The organism is Streptomyces sp. 7R007 (assembly GCF_054850255.1).
On the sequence record NZ_JBTWMV010000019.1, the window covers coordinates 80,421 to 98,017 of the forward strand.

Genomic DNA, 17,597 nt, shown 5'->3' on the forward strand with positions numbered 1-17,597 from the left:
TGTTCCTCGGGTGTGAGCGGCTTTGCGTTCATTGTCACTCAGCCCTTTTCCAGGTACTGCTCCCTTTCCTCGTCCAGAAGGGCGTCCAGGGCCGTGCGCAGGCCGGGCAGGCCGGTCAGCTCCGGGTCCGCCGCCACCACGGCCGCCGCCTCCTGCCTCGCCTCCGCGATGATCTCCTCGTCGTCGATCACGGCGAGCATGCGCAGGGAGGTGCGGGCGCCCGACTGGGCCTGGCCCAGGACGTCTCCCTCGCGGCGCTGTTCCAGATCGATGCGGGAGAGTTCGAAGCCGTCCAGGGTCGACGCCACCGCGTTGAGGCGCTGGCGGGCGGCGCTCGCCTCGGGCATCTCGGTGACCAGGAGGCAGAGGCCCGGTGCGGAGCCCCGGCCGACGCGGCCGCGCAGCTGGTGGAGCTGGGAGACGCCGAAGCGGTCGGCGTCCATGATCACCATGGCGGTGGCGTTGGGGACGTTGACGCCGACCTCGATGACCGTGGTGGCGACCAGGACGTGGGTCTCGCCGGCGGCGAAGCGGCGCATGACCGCGTCCTTGTCGTCGGGGTGCATGCGGCCGTGCAGCACCTCCACCCGCAGCCCCTGGAGGGGGCCCTTGGTGAGCTGGTCCGCCACGTCGAGGACCGCGAGCGGCGGACGTTTCTCCGCCTCGTCCTCGGCCGACTTGCGGGTCTTCTTGGGGTCGTCCTCCTCGTCGCCGATGCGCGGGCAGACGACGTACGCCTGATGGCCGTTCTCCACCTCCTCGCGCACGCGCTCCCAGGCGCGGGACAGGAAGTGGGGTTTGTCGGCGGCCGGGACGACGTGCGAGGCGATGGGCGAGCGGCCGGCGGGGAGCTGGTCGAGGACCGAGGTCTCCAGGTCGCCGAAGACCGTCATGGCGACCGTGCGCGGGATGGGGGTGGCGGTCATGACCAGCAGGTGCGGGGGCTGTTTGCCCTTGCCGCGCAGGGCGTCGCGCTGTTCCACGCCGAAGCGGTGCTGTTCGTCGACGACGACCAGGCCCAGGTCGTGGAACTGGACCTTGTCCTCGATCAGCGCGTGCGTGCCGATGACGATGCCGGCCTCGCCGGTGGCCAGGTCCAGCATCGCCTGGCGGCGGGCGGCCGTGCCCATGGAGCCGGTGAGCAGCACCACCTTGGTGGCGTGCTCGGCGCCGCCGAGCATGCCGCCCTCGGCCAGCTCGCCCATCATCTCGACGACGGACCGGTGGTGCTGCTGGGCGAGGACCTCGGTGGGAGCGAGCATGGCGGCCTGCCCGCCGGCGTCGACGGTGGCGAGCATGGCGCGCAGGGCCACCAATGTCTTGCCGGAGCCGACCTCTCCCTGGAGCAGGCGGTGCATCGGGTGGTCGGTGGCCAGGTCGTCGAAGATCTCCTTGGAGACCTTCTGCTGGCCCTCGGTGAGGGTGAAGGGCAGGCGGGCGTCGAAGGCGGTGAGGAGGCCGTCGGGGGCGGGCCGCCTGGGGACGGCGGGGAGCTGGGAGTCGGCGTGGCGGCGGCGGGCGAGGGCCACCTGGAGGACGAAGGCCTCGTCCCACTTCAGGCGGGAGCGGGCGTCCTCGATGTCGGCCTTGGTGTGCGGGCGGTGGATCTTGAGGAGGGCCTCGGGAAGGGGGACCAGGCCGCGGCCCTCGCGCAGCGAGTCCGGCAGCGGGTCGAGGGCTTCCTGGGCGCTGGGCAGGACCGTCTGGATCGCCTTGCCGATCTTCCAGGACTCCAGTTTGGCGGTGGCGGGGTAGATCGGGATCAGCGCGCCGGCCCACGTCTCGACTGTTTCCTCCGCGTCACCGCGTAGCAACTCGTAGGCGGGGTGGGCGAGTTGGAGGCGGCGGTTGAAGACGGAGACCTTGCCCGCGAACAGCGCGCGGGTGCCCGGCAGGAGTTCCTTGTGGGGTTTGTGCACGCCGTTGCCGAAGAAGACCAGTTGGAGGCGGCCGCTGCCGTCCGTGATGGTGACCTCCAGTCGCTGCCCCTTGCCCCGGGGCGCCTTGGCGGAGGCGAAGGTGTGCAGACGGGCGTCGGCGACCATCGCGACCACCGTGACGTGCTCGTCCATCGGGAGGTCGGCGAGGTGGGTGAGCTGGCCGCGCTCCTCGTATCTGCGGGGGTAGTGGTGCAGGAGGTCGCCGACGGTGTGCAGGCCGAGATGCTCGGCCATCACCTTCGCGGTGGCTGGGCCGAGCACCTTTTTCAGTGGTTCTTCCAGTGCGGGCACGAGATCCATTGCACACCACACCACTGACATTGCCGTATACGTATCGGGAAACCCCTGGTCAGACGGCTCGTTCGGGCTCTAGGATGGCGCGCCCGGCCCTGCCTCCCCGCGGTCACCGCCCCACCTGGGACCGCCCGACCCCGCGCCGTCGCGAAGTCCCCCCACCGGCGCTGCGACGATGGACTCCCAGACCTCACAGTCATCCCAGCCGTCCCAGTCACCCCAGCCGTCCCACACCTTCCAGGTCGATCTGCGTGGCCTGGTGGACCTGCTGTCCCACCATCTGTACTCCAGCCCCAAGGTCTACCTGCGCGAGCTGCTGCAGAACGCCGTGGACGCCATCACCGCCCGGCGGGCGGAACAGCCCGACGCCCCGGCGCGGGTGCGGCTGTACGCGGAGGGCGGGTCCCTGCGTGTCGAGGACACGGGGGTGGGGCTCACCGAGGCGGACGTGCACACCCTGCTGGCCACCATCGGCCGCAGTTCCAAGCGGTCCGACGGGATCCAGGAGGTCCGCTCGGACTTCCTCGGGCAGTTCGGCATCGGGCTGCTGGCCTGCTTCGTGGTGGCCGAGCGGATCCGGGTGGTCAGCCGCAGCGCCCGTACGCCGGACGCGCCGCCCGTGGAGTGGACGGCGCGCGACGACGGGTCGTACAGCGTGCGCACGCTGCCGCGGGAGGCGAAGCCCGAACCGGGCACCAGCGTCCATCTGGAGGCGCGGGCGGGGGCCGGGGAGTGGCTCACGCCGGAGCGGGTGCTGACGCTGGCGCGGGACTTCGGGTCGCTGTTGCCCTACGACGTCCGGGTCGGCGACGAGGCGGTCACCGACCTGCCGGCGCCCTGGGACCGTCCGTACCCCTCTCCCGCCAACCGGCGGGTGGCGCTGGCCCGGCACTGCCACGAGCTGTTCGGGTTCACGCCGCTGGACTCGATCGAGCTGGACGTGCCGCTCGCCGGGATCCGCGGGGTGGCGTACGTGCTGCCGTCGGCCGTGAGCCCGGCGCAGCGGGCGACCCACCGGGTGCACCTCAAGGGCATGCTGCTGACGGAGCGGGCCGAACAGCTGCTGCCGGACTGGGCGTTCTTCGTGCGGTGCGTGCTCGACACCGACAGTCTGCGGCCCACCGCCTCGCGCGAGTCGCTGTACGAGGACGAGACGCTGGCGGCCGTGCGGGAGGCGCTCGGCGAAAGGATTCGGTCCTGGCTGACCGGGCTCGCGGCCGGTGATCCCGAGCGGCTGGCGGCCTTCTTGTCGGTGCACCACCTGGGGGTGAAGTCGCTGGCGCGGCACGACCGGGAGATGCTGCGCACGATGCTGGCGTGGCTGCCGTTCGAGACGACCGACGGGCGGCTGTCCCTGGAGGAGTTCGCGCAGCGGCACCCGGTGGTGCACTTCACGCGGACCGTGGAGGAGTACCGGCAGGTCGCGCCGATCGCGTCCGCGCAGGGCGTCGGGGTGGTCAACGGCGGTTACACGTACGACAGCGAGCTGGTCGAGGCGCTGCCGTCGGTGCGGCCGGGCACGGTGGTCGCCGAGCTGGACGCGGACACGGTGACCGCGCACCTGGACTCCGTGGACCCGGCGGAGGAGCTGGCGCTGTCGGCGTTCCTGGCGGCCGCCCGGGCGAAGCTCGACCCCCTGGGCTGCGATGTCGTCCTGCGGGCCTTCCATCCGCTGTCGGTGCCCGCGCTGCACCTGGACGACCGGGCCGCCCGCCACGAGCAGGCCCGCGCACAGGCCGAGGAGCAGGCCGACGACCTGTGGGCGGGGATCCTCGGCTCGCTGCGCGGCAGCGCGCCCCGCGCGCGTCTGGTGCTCAACCACCTCAACCCGCTGGTGCGCAGGATCAGTTCGCTGGGCGACGCGGAACTGATCGGCACCGCGACCGAGTCTCTGTACGGGCAGGCCCTGCTGATGGCGCAGCGGCCGCTGCGGCCGGCCGACACGGCGCTGCTGAACCGGGCGTTCATCGGCCTGCTGGAATGGGCGACCCATGGCGAATCCGACACCGCGGGGGGCGGTCACTGATGAGTGGGATCACGGACTTCGACTCCCTGCGCCGGGCGATGGCGGAGAACTCCGAGCAGCCGGAGGGACCGGCCCGCAACGCGCGCGCGGAGCAGCTGCTGGCCGAGGCCGAGCGGCTGAACATCCCGCTGGCGGTGATCGAGGCGCTCGGGCACCAGCTGAAGGTCTACAACTACAGCTCCGAGAAGGACAAGATGTTCGTCCCCTTCGCGCGGCTGCTGCGCATGTGGGACGAACGGCCCGAGGACTTCGACGAGTACGAGACGCACTCGCTGCACTGGGTCTTCAAGTGGATGTCGGCCGGCATGCTCGACCAGCCGCACGTGCCGCTGGCCTCGATCGAGAAGTGGCTCGGCGAGATGGAGCACCGCTACCGGCTCGCCGGGCACTCCGAACGCGCGGTGCGCAGCGCGGAGTTCAGTGTCGCCGCGCACGTCGGTGACATCCCGCGCGCGGAGCGGGCGTACGCCGCCTGGCTGGCCGCGGACCGGGACGGCATGGCCGACTGCCACGCCTGTGAGCTGCACGGGCAGGGGTGGTGGCAGGCGGAGCGGGGCCGGGACGCGGAGGCGCTGCTGCTGTGGCGGCCGGTGCTGGAGGGCGAGTTCACGTGCGCGCACGAGCCGCACACGGTGCTGGCGTCGTCCCTGGCGCCCCTGCTGCGGCTGGGCCGCGCGGAGGAGGCGCGCGCCAACCATCTGCGGGGCTTCAGGCTGGTGCGGCCCATGGAGAGCATGCGGGGCGCGTACGCCGACCACGTGGAGTTCTGCGCGCTGACGGGCAACGAGGCGCGCGGTCTGGAACTGCTCGCGGAGCGGCCGGCGTACTTCACGGACACCGGGCATCCGCGCAGCAGGCTGGACTTCCTGACGGTGGTGGCGCTGCTCATGGAGCGCCTGGTCGAGCGCGGGCTCGGCGACCGGCAGGTGCCCGGTCCGGCCGGGCGGAGCTGGACGGCCCGCGAACTCGGCGCGCACGCGCGCGCGGAGGCGCTCGCCCTGGCCGCGCGGTTCGACGAGCGCAACGGCACGCCGTACGTCAGTGAGCGGGCACGCGCGCGTATGGAGCAGCGCCCGCTGGTGGAGCGGCTGCCGCTCGGCCTGCGTGCCGCCCGGCCGGTCCCGGTGCCGCAGGCGCCGGTCGTCGAGGGCGCCGACGCGTCCGAGCCGGACCTGCCGGCGCTGCTGGCCGAGGCGCGGCGGCTGTCGCGGACGCTGCAACCGCACGCCGTAGAGGCGTGGGCGGCGGTGGCACGCGCCGCCGAGGGCGTCGAGCTGGGCCCCCGCGACCGCGCGGAGATCGTCGACCACGAGGCGATGGGCCGGGGCCCCGAGGGCGCCGGGCTGTTCGAACGGGCCGCCGAACTGTACGCGCAGGCGGGCGACCCGGGAGAGGCGCTGGCGGCACGCACGCGTGCCGCCTACGTCCGCGCGCTGGCCGGCCGGATCGACGAGGCTCTGGCCGCCGTCGCCGAGCCGTACGACCGCGTCCTCGCCCTGTACGCCGACGAAGCGACGGGGGTGCGGCAGACGGCGTCGGTGCTGGTGGGGCGGGCGCGGGTGCTGATGCGGCGGGTGCAGGAGGCGCAGGACGGCGCCGACGAGGGGATTCTGGGCGAGGCCGAAAGCGCCGTCCGCGAGCTGCTCGCCCTGGTCGGCGGGCACACCGGCGACGACGTGCGGCTCGCCTCACGGGCCGCCGAGGCGGAGGCGATGCTGGCCGAGCTGGCGGTGCACCGGGGCGAGGCGGAGCGGGCCGTGGAGCTGCTGCGGCGGGCCTCGGAGGGGTTCGTGGCGGCGGGGCTGCCGTGGTTCGCGGTGGAGTACGAGGCGCGGCTGGCCGGTCTCGCGCACCACCTGGGCGACGTCGCCGAGGCCGAGCGGGCGCTGCGGGCGGCCCTGGAGCACGGCGGGCCGCACCTGGAGGCCGTCGGGCGGGCCCAGCTGCACCTCCAGCTGGCCGAGGTGCTCGGCGGCCGGGGGGCGTCCGAGGAGGCCGCCGAACACGCCCTGCAGGCGGCGCACTGGGCCGACGAGGCCGGGGAGGGGCCGACGCTGGGCGCCTGGGCCCGGCACCAGCTCGGCGGGCTCCTGCTGCGCCAGGGCCGGTTCGCCGAGGCCGCGGAGGTGCTGGAGTCCGCGCTGCCCGACGTGGACGCCGAGACGCACGGCGACGGCGCGGTCGTGCAGACCCTGTGGTGGCTCGGCGACTGCCTGGCCGAGCTCGGCGAGCACCGGGAGGCCGCCGAACGGCGGCTGCAGGCGGCCGAGATCGCCCGGCACTGGCCCGAGCAGCACGACCACGCGACGCTGGCGCACCTGGCCGCCGAGTCCCTGGGGGCGGCGGGGCTGCTCGCGGAGGCGGACAAGGCGTACGCGCGCGCGGGCGACCTGTGGCGCTCGCTGGGCAACATCCACGGTCTCGTACGGTCCCTGCGCGCCCGCGCGTGGCTGGCGCTGCGCGGGGAGGACGGGGCGGACGCGGCCCGGGAGCTGATGGCGGCTGCCGTCCGCGAGTGCGAGGCGGTACCGGACGACGGCGTGGCCGACGCGGAGGCGCGCGAGCGGCTGGTGGCGGAACTCGGCCACACGCACCGCCAGTTCGGCGACCTGCTGGCCCGTTCCGCCGGCGAGGACGCCGACGACGACGCCATCCGGGCCACCCTTGAGGCGGCCCTGTCCGAGGTAGCCGAGGCGGTCGCGGTGTTCGCGTCCCTCGGCGCCGACGCCCTGCACAGCCGCACCGGCGCCGAACTGGCCGCCGGCTGGCTGGAGGCCGACCTCGGCCGGCCCGTGCGGGCGGCGGCACGCGCGCGTGCGGTGCTGGCCGCCTACGACGCGGGCGCCGAGGACGACGAGACGGCACGGGAGCGCCGGGCGGAGGCCCGGCAGATGCTTCAGGTGGTGCGGGAACAGGACGCGGGCTGAGCGCTACTCGACGCCGATCAGCAGCAGGGCCCCCTGGCGTCCGCCCCGGTAGACCACCGTGTCGACGGCGAGGTACGCCTCACGCACGCGGGCTTCGAGCTGGTCGGCGATCCCGTCGGGCGCGTCGGCGCCGAGGACGAGGGTGACCAGTTCGCCGCCGGCCTGGAGCATGCGGTCCAGGACGGTCCCGGCGGTGGAGGTGACGTCGGTTCCGATCACGGCCACGTCGCCCTCGATGAGGCCGAGGACGTCGCCGGCCTGGCAGATGCCGGCCATCGTCCAGGACTGGCGTTCGGCGACGCAGACCTCGGCGTACCGGGTCGCGCCGGCCGCCGACGTCATCGACACGACGTCCTCGTCGAAGCGCCGTCCGGGCTCGTGCACGGCGAGGGCGGCGATGCCCTGGACCGCGGAGCGCGTCGGGATCAGGGCCACGCGCACGCCCTCGGCGCGGGCCTGCTCGGCCGCCGCGGCCGCCGTGTGGCGCAGCTCGGCGTCGTTGGGCAGCAGCACGACCTCGCGCGCGTGGGCCCGCCGTACGGCGTCGACGAGCTCACCGCTGGCCGGCGGTTCCCCGGGGCGGGCGAGCACGGTCGTCGCGCCGGCCTCGGCGTACAGCCCGGCCAGGCCCTCGCCGGGCACGACGGCGACCACGGCACGCTGGGCGCGTTCCCGGGGCGGCCGTTCGCCATGGGTCGTGTGGACGTCACCGGCGGCGAAGTGGGTGATCCGGATCCGGTACGGCCGTCCGGCCTCGACGCCCGCTTCCACGGCGGCGCCCGCGTCGTCCACGTGCACGTGCACGTTCCACAGCCCGTCGCCGCCGACCACGACCAGCGAGTCCCCGAGGCCGTCGAGCCGCTCCCGCAGCCGCGCCACGGCCGCGTCCTCGGCCTCCAGGAGGTAGATCACCTCGAAGGCGGGGCCGTCCTCGTCCACGACCTCCGCGCACTGCCCCACCTCCGCCACGCGCGCGTGCCCCGCCCCGGCCGCCACCACCGGCACGGCCCGGGGCGCCTCCCCCGTGAACGTCTCCACCAGCGCCCCCAGCACCGCCAGCAGCCCCCGCCCCCCGGCGTCGACCACCCCCGCGCGCTCCAGCACAGCCAGTTGCCCGGGCGTCGCGGCGAGGGCGTCCCGCGCCCCCTCGTAGGCGGCCCGCGCGACGGTCCCGCAGTCCCCCTCGGTGCCGCCCGCCGCGTCGGCCGCGTCCGCCGCGGCCGAGGCGACCGACAGGACCGTGCCCTCGACCGGGTGTTCGACGGCCTGGCGGGCGGCGTCGGCCGCGTGCCGCAGGGCGAGGCGGAGACCGGAGCCGTCGGTGTGAGGCGTCTCACCGTCGGCGGCGAGGACCTGCGTCATGCCGCGCAGCAGCTGGGCGAGGATCGTCCCGGAGTTGCCCTGGGCGCCTATGAGGGCGCCGTGCGCCATCGCGCGCACGGCGTCGGCCAGCGCCGGCTTCCCGGGCGCCCGGGCGTCCACCTCGTGCGCGGCGAAGACGGCCTGCACCGCGGCGGCGGCGGACTCCATGGTCAGGTAGAGGTTGGTGCCGGTGTCCCCGTCGGCCACGGGGTAGACGTTGATCGCGTCGATCTCCTCGCGCGCGCGGCCGAGCGCCTCCAGCGCGAGACCGCACCAGGTGCGTACCGCGAGAGCATCGAAGAACGTCTGCGGCACCTGCGCCACCTGCGCCTCCCTGAGCTGCTGGACTGGACGCAGCGTAGACCCAGGGCCGGTGCCCGGCGGTAGAGGGCCGGGGCCGGGCCGCTGAGCAGCCATGGTAGTTTCGTTGTACTGGCGCAGTCGTTGTATGCTGCTCCGGTTGCCCGATCCAGATCGGGCCATTCCCCTGGCAGCGCCACTCAGATCTCTGATCCTGCGATCTTGATCCCGGCATGCCGGGATCAACCGTAAGTGCATCTGAAGTCTTTGGAGTGACCCGTGGCTGCCAACTGCGACGTCTGCGGCAAGGGGCCGGGCTTCGGCAACAACATCTCGCACTCGCACCGCCGTACGTCCCGCCGCTGGAACCCGAACATCCAGCGTGTGCGTACCGTGGTCGGCGGGACGCCGAAGCGCGTGAACGCTTGCACCTCGTGCATCAAGGCCGGCAAGGTCTCGCGCTGACGCCCACAGCTGAGCGCGCGGCCACTGCTGGTTCGCTGCACTGAGCCGGTCCACCGAGAGGTGGGCCGGCTTTTTGCCGTACCCGACGAGCCCGTCCGCCTGAGAAGCTGATCGCATGCGTTTCGGCATCCTGGGCCCCCTGGAGGTGCGCACCGACGACGGCACCCCCGTCGACCCCGGAGGGCCCCGCCCTCGCGCCCTGCTCACGCTCCTGCTCCTCGACGCGGGCCGTACGGTCTCGGTGGAGCGCCTCATCGACGGCCTCTACGGCGCTCGGCCGCCCGCGGGAGCCGCGAACGCGCTCCAGTCGCAGATCTCCCGCCTGCGGCGCCGGCTCGCCCCGCACACGGAGATCGAGGCGACCGCGGCCGGCTACCGCGTCGTCACCGCGCCCGGGACGGTCGACGCCCACCGGTTCGAGGAGCTGGTCGCCCAGGGGCGGGCCGCCGGCGCCGATCCCCGGCAGGCCGCCGCGCGGCTCGCGGACGCCCTCGCCCTGTGGCGTGGCCCGGCGCTGCCCGACCTGCCGGACGCGCAGGCCGAGGCCGCGCGGCTGGAGGAGCTCAGGCTCGGCGCCCTGCAGGACCGGATCGAGGCGGACCTGGCGCTCGGGGGCGGCCCCGGGCTCGTACCGGAGCTGCGGACGCTGCTCGCCGCCCATCCGCTGCGCGAGCGGCTGTACGGACAGCTCATGCGGGCCCTGCACGCCGACGGGCGGCCCGCCGAGGCGCTGACGGTGTACGAGGAGGCCCGGCGCACGCTCGCCGACGAGCTGGGCGCCGACCCCTCGCCGGAACTGGCGGCGCTGCACCGGGAGCTGCTCCAGGGCCGCGAGCCCGAGCGCAGGCGCCTCCCGGCCCAGCTCACCCGCTTCATCGGCCGCGAGCCGGAACTGGCCCGCATCGCCGCTCTGCTCCCCGGCACCCGCCTGCTCACCCTCACCGGCCCCGGCGGAGCGGGCAAGACCCGCCTGGCGATCGAGGCGGCGGGCGCGCTGAAAAACGGGCCGGTCCCCCGCAGCGCGCACCACGCGAACACCCCCGTCCCCGACCTCTGCTTCGTCGAGCTCGCGCCGCTGGCCGACGGCAAGCAGATTCCGTACGCCGTGCTGGCCGCGCTCGGTGTGCGCGAGGGGTTCCGGGCGCCGGCCACCGATGCCACGGACCGGCTGCTGGCCGCGCTGGAGGACCGTGAGCTGTTGCTGGTCCTCGACAACTGCGAGCACCTCGTCGCGGACGCGGCCCGGTTGACGTCGCTGATCCTGTCGACGTGCCCCGGTGTCCGCGTCCTCGCCACGAGCCGCGAGTCCCTGGGGATCACCGGCGAGGTCCTGGTCCCCGTGCCCCCGCTGCCGCGGGATCCGGCGGTGCGGCTCTTCCTCGACCGGGCCCGGGCCGTACGGCCCGATTTCGACGGCCACGCGCGCGTGCCCGGCATCTGCGCCGCCCTCGACGGACTCCCCCTCGCCATCGAGCTGGCGGCGGCCCGGCTGCGCACCCTGACCCCGGACGAGCTCGCGGACCGCCTCGACGACCGGTTCCGGCTGCTGTCCCGCGGCGACCGCTCCAAGGCGCCCCGGCACCGCACCCTGCGCGCGGTCGTGGAGTGGAGCTGGGACTTGCTGGACGAGGAGGAGCGGGAGCTGGCCCGGCGGCTGACGGTGTTCCGCGGGGGCGCGACGCTGGAGGCCGTCGAGGCGGTGTGCGGGCTGCCGTACCCGGAGGACGTGCTGGCCTCGCTGGTGGAGAAGTCGTTCCTGGAGGTGTCCGGGGGCCGCTACCGGATGCTGGAGACGGTCCGGGCGTTCGCTGCCGAGGACCCGCCGGACCTCCGGGACGCGCACGCCGCCTACTTCCTGCGGCTGGCCCGGCGCGCCGAACCGCACCTGCGCGGTGGCGGGCAGCTGCCCTGGCTGGCCCGGCTGGCCGCCGAGCGCGCCAACCTCGACGCGGCCCTGCGCCACCTGGTGCGCCACGCCCCCGCCGACGCCCTGCGCCTCATGGGACCCCTCTCCTGGTTCTGGCGGCTGCGCGGGGTGCACGGCGAACGGGTGGCGACCGCACGGGAGTTGCTGGCCGCCGTGGGAGAGGCGCCGCCGCCCGGCCTGGAGGAGGAGTACGTCCTGTGCGTGATCAACGCGCTCTCCGGCGCCGGCGAGGAACCGGAGCTCATCGCGCGCGTGGACGACGTACTGAGCGCCTACGAGGGGCCGTTGCGGCTGCCGTACGTCCTCGTGCTGTGGGCCGTCGCGGCCGGTCCCCGGCCCGCCGCCGACGCGCACGCCCTCAGCCTGGCCGGCGACTCCCCCTGGGCGCGCGCCCTGCTCGACGTCGGCCTCGGTTTCCGGGCGCAGTTCACGGGACGGCCGCGGGAGTCCGAGGCGTGCTTCGCGCGGGCGCTGGAGGGCTACCGGGCCACCGGTGACCGCTGGGGACTGGCCAACTGCCTCGACCCGCTCGGCATGTTCGCGCACGCGCGTGGTGAGTCCGAGCGCGCCCTGGAACTGCTCGACGAGGGGCTGGCGTGCGTGCGGGAGCTGGCCGCGCCGGAGGAGACCGCCGATCTGCTGCGCAGCCGTGGCCTCGTGCTGCTGCACCGGGGCGACACGGCCGGTGCCGCGGCCCACTTCGAGGAGGCGCTGGTCCTCGCGCGCGGCGCCGGGCTGCCCGACAAGGTGGCGGCCGCCCTGCGCGGGCTCGGCGACACGGCCCGGCTCGCCGGGGAGACGGCACGCGCGCGCGTGCGCTACGAAAGCGCCCTCCAGGAGTGCGCCGCCAACTGGTTCAGCGTCGGCGAGACCGTCCGCAGCCTCATCGGGCTCGGCCGGGTGGCCGCCGCCGAGGGGCACCCGCGGGAGGCCCGCGACTGGTTCCGGCAGGCCGCCGACCTCGCCGTGGAGGGGCCGGGCGACCTGGAACTGGCCGATGCGGCCGAGGCGTTGGCCTCCGTCGCCGGGGACCCCGAGCGGGCCGCCGTGCTGCTCGGGGCCGCGGCGGGCCTGCGGGGCGCCGGCAACGCGTGCGACCCCGACGTCGTACGCACCGAGCGGGACGCGCGCGCGGAGCTGTCCGCCCAGGCGTACGACACGGCCTTCGAGCAGGGCAGGAGGCTGCGGTCAGCGGCGGTCAGCGAACGGTAGGAGGACGGTCAGCGCCTCCGGCGACGCTCATCGCATGACGCAGCAGACGAAGGCCCTGAGCCACCTCACCGTCCTGATCTCCGGCGCGAGCGTCGCCGGCCCCGCCCTCGCCCTCGACCTGTCACGGCTCGGCGCCCGGGTGACCGTCGTCGAGAAGGCCCCGGAGCTGCGCGGCGGCGGCTTCGCGGTCGACTTCCGCGGCCACGTCCACCGCACGGTCCTCACCTCCATGGGCATCTGGGACGAGATCCACGCCCGCCAGACCCACATGGGCCGCCAGACCGTGGTCGACGCGGACGGCAGCCCGCGCGTGGACCTGCCCGCCGACCTGATGAGCGGGGACGTGGAGATCTTCCGCGGCGAACTGGCGCGGATCATGTACGAGCGCACGAAGGACGACGTCGAGTACGTCTTCGGCGACTCGATCGCCTCCCTCGCCGAGGACGCCCGGGGCGTGGACGTCGCCTTCGAGCGGGGCGCTCCGCGCCGCTTCGACCTCGTCGTCGGCGCGGACGGGCTGCACTCGAACACCCGCCGTCTGGTCTTCGGCGACGAGTCCCGCTACCTGCGCTTCTTCGACCACTACGTGGCCGGCTTCGACGTCCCCAACCACCTGGGCCTGGACCGCACCGGCCGCGTCTACAGCGAGCCGGGCCGGGCGATGGTCGTCGGCAACTACGACGGCGACCCGGAGAGGGCGAGCGCGCTGCTGGTCTTCCGGTCCGAGGAGCTGGTGTACGACCGCCGGGACGTCGCGTCGGTCAAAGGGCTGCTGCTGGACCGTTTCGCCGGGATGGGCTGGGAGGGCCCGGCCGTCCTGAAGGCCCTGGAAGAGGCCGACGACGTGTACTTCGACGCGATCGCCCAGATCCACGTCGACCGCCTCACCAAGGGCCGCGTGGCGCTGCTCGGGGACGCCGGGTACGGGGCGACCATGGGCGGGATGGGCACGGGCGTGGCGATCGTCGGCGCGTACGTCCTCGCCGGTGAACTCGCCCTCGCGGGCGGCGACTTCCGCACCGCCTTCGCGGAGTACGAGGCCCGGGTCCGGGACTTCGCCAAGGGCTGCCAGAAGATCTCCGGCAACGCCGGACCGTTCTTCGCCCCGGCGAGCGAGCGGCGCATCCGCAGCCGGGACCGCATGTACCGGATCCTCGCCTCCCGTCCGCTGGCCCGCTTCTTCAAGAGGCTGACGGAGAAGGCGGCCACGGACATCAGGCTGCGGGACTACCCGTTCTGACCGGGCCGGAGCGCCCAGGCGTGGTCCACGGGACCGATCCCGGAGCCGAGCGCGAAGCCCGCGGCGATCGCCCCGGTGACGTACTCCTTGGCGGCCCGCACCGCCTCCGGCACGGACTGCCCCTTCGCCAGCTGCGAGGCGATCGCGGAGGCGAGGGTGCAGCCCGTGCCGTGCGTGTGCCGGTTGTCGTGGCGGGGCGCGCGCAGCCAGTGCTCCTCGGTGCCGTCGGTGAGCAGGTCCACGGCGTCACCGGGCAGATGGCCGCCCTTGACGAGCACCCACCGCGGCCCGTACGCCAGCACGGCCGCCGCGGCCTGCCGGAGCTGGTCCTCCGACTCGACGTGCACGCCGGTGAGTTGGGCGACCTCGTCGAGGTTCGGGGTGGCGACGGTGGCCACCGGGAGCAGCATGGCGCGCACGGACTCCAGCGCGGAGGCCGCGAGCAGCGGGTCCCCGTGCTTGGAGACGCCCACCGGGTCGACGACGGCGGGCACGTCGGTGGCGCCGATCAACTCCGCCGCCGCCTCGACGAGTTCGGCCGAGGCCAGCATCCCGGTCTTCACGGCCTGGACGCCGATGTCGTCGACCACGCTGCGGTACTGGGCCCGCACCGCCGCCACCGGCAGCTCCCAAGCGCCCTGTACGCCCAGGGAGTTCTGCGCGGTGACCGCCGTGACGACGCTCATGCCGTGCACGCCGAGGGCGAGCATCGTCTTCAGGTCGGCCTGGATCCCGGCCCCTCCGCCGGAGTCGGAGCCCGCGACCGTCAGCACGCGGGGCTTCACGACTCGATGTCCCCGCCGAAGTGGTCCCAGCCGCCCTTGCTCGTCCAGGGCGCCCCGTCGACCGTCACCTGGGGCAGGGCCGAGGGGTTGAGGACCTCGCCGATCACCTTCCAGCGGGCCGGCAGTTTCACGTCCGGCGGGAAGGTCGCCACGATCGCGTGGTCCTCTCCCCCGGTCAGCACCCACTGCATGGGGTCGACGCCGACGGCCTGCCCGATGTCGCTCATCTGCGAGGGGATGTCGACCGCGCCGGAGCGGATGTCGATGCGGACCTTGCTGGCCTCGGCGATGTGCCCGAGGTCGGCGATCAGCCCGTCGCTGACGTCGCACATCGCGGTCGCGCCGAGCGCGGCGGCGGCCGGACCCGCGTGGTACGGCGGCTCGGGGCGCCGGTGCGCCTCCACGAAGGCCCGCGGCGAGCGGAAGCCCCGGGACAGCACCGCGTACCCGGCCGCCGACCAGCCCAGCCAGCCGGTCACCGCGACGAGGTCGCCGGGCTGGGCGCCGGCCCGGGTGACGGGCTCCTGGTTGCGCAGGTCGCCGAGCGCGGTGATCGACACCATGATCGTGTCGCCCCGTACGACATCCCCGCCGACCACCGAGGCGCCCGCGACCTGGCACTCGTCGCGCAGGCCGTCCATCAGCTCGCTGGGCCAGGTCACCGGCAGTTCGGCGGGCACGACCAGGCCGAGCAGCAGGGCCGTCGGCACGGCGCCCATGGCGGCGATGTCCGCGAGGTTCTGGGCGGCGGCCTTGCGGCCCACGTCGTACGCGGTCGACCAGTCGCGGCGGAAGTGCCGGCCCTCCAGGAGGATGTCGGTGGAGGCCACGACCCGCCGGTCGGGGGCGGCGACCACCGCGGCGTCGTCGCCGGGGCCGACCCGGACCGCCGGAGTGGTGGTGAGACGGGAGGTGAGCTCCCTGATGAGCCCGAACTCCCCGAGCTCACCAACCGTGCCCTTCATCGCCCTTGCTCCCCTTCTGTCCCTTGCCGTGCCCGGTCGCGCGTGACCAGTGTCCTCGATACGGTCGAGGTGTCCGTCAACCTGTGTCGTGCCCGATCCCCGGCACGCGAGCCCCGGCCCTCGCAGGTCTCCCCGCGGCGCGTGGCGACGCGATACCGTGGCGTTCCTTTTCCCCACATGATCCTCGTGGCCGCCCTGGAGGTTCCGTGGTACAGGCGTACATCCTGATCCAGACGGAGGTCGGCAAAGCGTCGACCGTCGCCGAGACGATCAGCAAGATTCCTGGGGTGATCCAGGCCGAGGACGTGACAGGACCCTATGACGTGATCGTGCGGGCGCAGGCCGACACCGTGGACGACCTCGGCCGCATGGTGGTGGCGAAGGTCCAGCAAGTGGACGGCATCACCCGCACCCTGACCTGCCCGGTCGTGCATCTGTAGCCCCCGTCTACCCTTGGCCGGTGAACCTTTTCCGTCACCGGCTCATCGGTCTGCCCGCGCTCGCCCTGCTGATCACCGCCGTGGGCTGCTCCTCGGCAGACGACAGCGCGTCGGCGGCGGTTCCCTCACCGGGGGCGAAGGTGACCGGACTGTGCCGGAACCTGGACAAGGCGCTGCCGTCCGGGGTCGACGGACAGGACCGCCGGGATCCCACGCCCGCGTCCGCGCTGACCGCGGGGTGGGGGAACCCGGCGATCATACTGCGCTGCGGTGTCGCGCGGCCCGCGGAGATGGGCGATCCGGAGGCCGACGGGGTCGAGGTGAACGGCGTGGGCTGGCTGCTGCAGAAGCAGAAGGACGGTTCCTTCCGGTTCACCACGACCCTGCGCGAGGCGTACGTCGAGGTGACCATCCCCGAGGACCGCACCGGGGGCGGCATGGCGCCGCTGGTGGATCTGGCACCGGCGATCAAGAAGGCGATCCCCAAGGGGATCGCCGACTAGAGCCTGTCCTGGGCCAGCGACCAGGACCTGTCGTGGTTCAGCGCAGACCCGTCGGCCTGCGCAGGGCCGCCTGGATGAGCTGGTCCACCAGTTCGGGGTAGCCGATCCCGCTCGCCTGCCACATCTGCGGGTACATCGAGATCGGCGTGAAGCCGGGCAGGGTGTTGATCTCGTTGATGACGAACCCGTCGTCGGTGAGGAAGAAGTCCGCGCGGACCAGGCCCTCGCAGGAGGCCGCCTCGAACGCCTCCACGGCGAGCTTCCGCACCTCGGCGGTCTGCTCCGGCGTGAGCGGCGCCGGCACGATCCCCGGGGTCGAGTCGATGTACTTCGCCTCGAAGTCGTAGTACGCGTGCGCCTGCGGCGGCGGGATCTCGGCCGGGACGGAGGCGCGCGGCCCGTCCTCGAACTCCAGCACCCCGCACTCGATCTCGCGTCCCCTGAGCGCCGCCTCGACCAGGATCTTCGGGTCGTGCCGCTGGGCCTCGGCGATCGCGTCGGAGAGGCCGGAGACGTCGTCGACCTTGGTGATGCCGATCGACGAACCGGCGCGCGCCGGCTTCACGAACAGCGGCCAGCCGTGCTCGCCGGCGAAGTCGACGATCTTCTTGCGGGCGGCCGCCTCGTCCCGCTCCCACTCTCGCGGCCGGATCACCACGTACGGGCCGACCGTGAGCCCGAAGGAGGTGAACACCCGCTTCATGTACTCCTTGTCCTGGCCGACGGCCGAGGCGAGCACACCCGAACCCACGTACGGGACACCGGAGAGCTCCAGCAGTCCTTGCAGCGTGCCGTCCTCGCCGTAGGGGCCGTGCAGGACGGGGAAGACGACGTCGACCTCACCGAGCGCCTTGGGCACCGATCCGGGCTCGCTGACGACGACTTCGCGGTTGCCGGGGTCGAGGGGGAGCACCACGCCGCCCTCGCTCGACTCCGCCACGTCCTCGACCTCGGGCGTACGGCGGTCGGTGATCGCCATGCGTTCCGGTTCGTCGGCCGTGAGCGCCCAGCGCCCTTCCCGGGTGATGCCGATCGGCAGCACGTCGTACTTGGTCCGGTCGATGGCCCGCAGCACGGCGCCGGCGGTGACCACGGAGATCCCGTGTTCGGAGCTGCGGCCGCCGAACACGACGGCCACGCGCGGCTTGCGCGGCGGCTGCTGAGGGCTCTGGGGAAGGTTCTCGGTGCTCATATCGCGTTGAGAGTACCCG

12 protein-coding genes are annotated in these 17,597 nt (G+C 73.9%); 7 read left to right on the top strand and 5 right to left on the bottom strand.

Going from position 1 to position 17,597, the window contains the following annotated elements:
• Positions 1–38: 38 nt before the first annotated feature.
• Positions 39–2,240 carry an ATP-dependent DNA helicase RecG gene (gene recG / locus ACYF6T_RS24680; RefSeq protein ID WP_461699035.1) on the bottom strand — a complete coding sequence of 734 codons (2,202 nt, stop codon included), beginning with the start codon at positions 2,238–2,240 and terminating at the stop codon, positions 39–41.
• A 169-nt stretch (positions 2,241–2,409) separates the two neighbouring features.
• On the opposite strand from recG, the gene ACYF6T_RS24685 reads away from it, so the two are divergent.
• On the top strand, positions 2,410–4,260 hold the full coding sequence (locus ACYF6T_RS24685; protein WP_461699036.1) for an HSP90 family protein: 1,851 nt from the start codon (positions 2,410–2,412) through the stop codon (positions 4,258–4,260).
• The gene (locus ACYF6T_RS24690; RefSeq protein WP_461699038.1) at positions 4,260–7,187 is read left to right on the top strand and encodes a tetratricopeptide repeat protein; all 2,928 of its coding nucleotides are present in this window, start codon (positions 4,260–4,262) and stop codon (positions 7,185–7,187) included. Before ACYF6T_RS24685 ends, ACYF6T_RS24690 begins: the two co-directional genes overlap by 1 nt.
• 3 nt (positions 7,188–7,190) lie before the next feature.
• Here ACYF6T_RS24690 and ACYF6T_RS24695 read toward each other — a convergent pair whose 3' ends face one another.
• Positions 7,191–8,873, bottom strand: a complete 1,683-nt coding sequence (locus tag ACYF6T_RS24695) for a DAK2 domain-containing protein (protein ID WP_461699039.1) — start codon at positions 8,871–8,873, stop codon at positions 7,191–7,193.
• Between the two features lie 255 nt (positions 8,874–9,128).
• Here ACYF6T_RS24695 and rpmB point away from each other — a divergent pair, with 255 nt between their 5' ends.
• The 3 genes from rpmB to ACYF6T_RS24710 all read left to right on the top strand — a co-directional run bounded on the left by rpmB (position 9,129) and on the right by ACYF6T_RS24710 (position 13,693).
• Positions 9,129–9,314, top strand: coding sequence for a 50S ribosomal protein L28 (gene rpmB / locus ACYF6T_RS24700; protein ID WP_003993230.1), 186 nt, complete (start codon positions 9,129–9,131; stop codon positions 9,312–9,314).
• Positions 9,315–9,429: 115 nt separating this feature from the next.
• Entirely contained in the window at positions 9,430–12,453 is a 3,024-nt protein-coding gene (locus ACYF6T_RS24705) for a BTAD domain-containing putative transcriptional regulator (protein WP_461699040.1), read from the top strand.
• A gap of 34 nt (positions 12,454–12,487) precedes the next feature.
• Complete coding sequence (locus tag ACYF6T_RS24710) at positions 12,488–13,693, top strand: FAD-dependent monooxygenase (protein ID WP_461699041.1); 1,206 nt, start codon at positions 12,488–12,490, stop codon at positions 13,691–13,693.
• Here ACYF6T_RS24710 and thiD read toward each other — a convergent pair.
• Entirely contained in the window at positions 13,681–14,478 is a 798-nt protein-coding gene (thiD, locus tag ACYF6T_RS24715; protein WP_461699043.1) for a bifunctional hydroxymethylpyrimidine kinase/phosphomethylpyrimidine kinase, read from the bottom strand. The genes ACYF6T_RS24710 and thiD overlap by 13 nt on opposite strands.
• Positions 14,475–15,443: a thiamine-phosphate kinase gene (locus ACYF6T_RS24720; RefSeq protein ID WP_461699045.1), complete on the bottom strand. Its 969-nt coding sequence runs from the start codon at positions 15,441–15,443 to the stop codon at positions 14,475–14,477. The genes thiD and ACYF6T_RS24720 overlap by 4 nt, the downstream gene beginning before the upstream one ends.
• A gap of 206 nt (positions 15,444–15,649) precedes the next feature.
• Between ACYF6T_RS24720 and ACYF6T_RS24725 the strand changes: the two genes are divergently transcribed.
• Both ACYF6T_RS24725 and ACYF6T_RS24730 read left to right on the top strand, forming a co-directional pair.
• Positions 15,650–15,883, top strand: a complete 234-nt coding sequence (locus ACYF6T_RS24725) for an Lrp/AsnC family transcriptional regulator (protein ID WP_003997603.1) — start codon at positions 15,650–15,652, stop codon at positions 15,881–15,883.
• A 20-nt stretch (positions 15,884–15,903) separates the two neighbouring features.
• Positions 15,904–16,386, top strand: coding sequence for a DUF3515 domain-containing protein (locus ACYF6T_RS24730; RefSeq protein ID WP_461699047.1), 483 nt, complete (start codon positions 15,904–15,906; stop codon positions 16,384–16,386).
• A 37-nt stretch (positions 16,387–16,423) separates the two neighbouring features.
• Here the strand turns inward: ACYF6T_RS24730 and ACYF6T_RS24735 are convergent, their stop codons facing one another.
• Entirely contained in the window at positions 16,424–17,578 is a 1,155-nt protein-coding gene (locus ACYF6T_RS24735) for a D-alanine--D-alanine ligase family protein (RefSeq protein ID WP_461699048.1), read from the bottom strand.
• Positions 17,579–17,597 lie beyond the last annotated feature (19 nt).

Bases quoted from the DNA above. Each gene is read 5' to 3' on its own strand.
- recG (WP_461699035.1), bottom strand. From the start codon at position 2,240: ATGGATCTCGTGCCCGCACTGGAAGAACCACTGAAAAAGGTGCTCGGC.
- ACYF6T_RS24685 (WP_461699036.1), top strand. From the start codon at position 2,410: ATGGACTCCCAGACCTCACAGTCATCCCAGCCGTCCCAGTCACCCCAG.
- ACYF6T_RS24690 (WP_461699038.1), top strand. From the start codon at position 4,260: ATGAGTGGGATCACGGACTTCGACTCCCTGCGCCGGGCGATGGCGGAG.
- ACYF6T_RS24705 (WP_461699040.1), top strand. From the start codon at position 9,430: ATGCGTTTCGGCATCCTGGGCCCCCTGGAGGTGCGCACCGACGACGGC.
- ACYF6T_RS24710 (WP_461699041.1), top strand. From the start codon at position 12,488: ATGACGCAGCAGACGAAGGCCCTGAGCCACCTCACCGTCCTGATCTCC.
- ACYF6T_RS24720 (WP_461699045.1), bottom strand. From the start codon at position 15,443: ATGAAGGGCACGGTTGGTGAGCTCGGGGAGTTCGGGCTCATCAGGGAG.
- ACYF6T_RS24735 (WP_461699048.1), bottom strand. From the start codon at position 17,578: ATGAGCACCGAGAACCTTCCCCAGAGCCCTCAGCAGCCGCCGCGCAAG.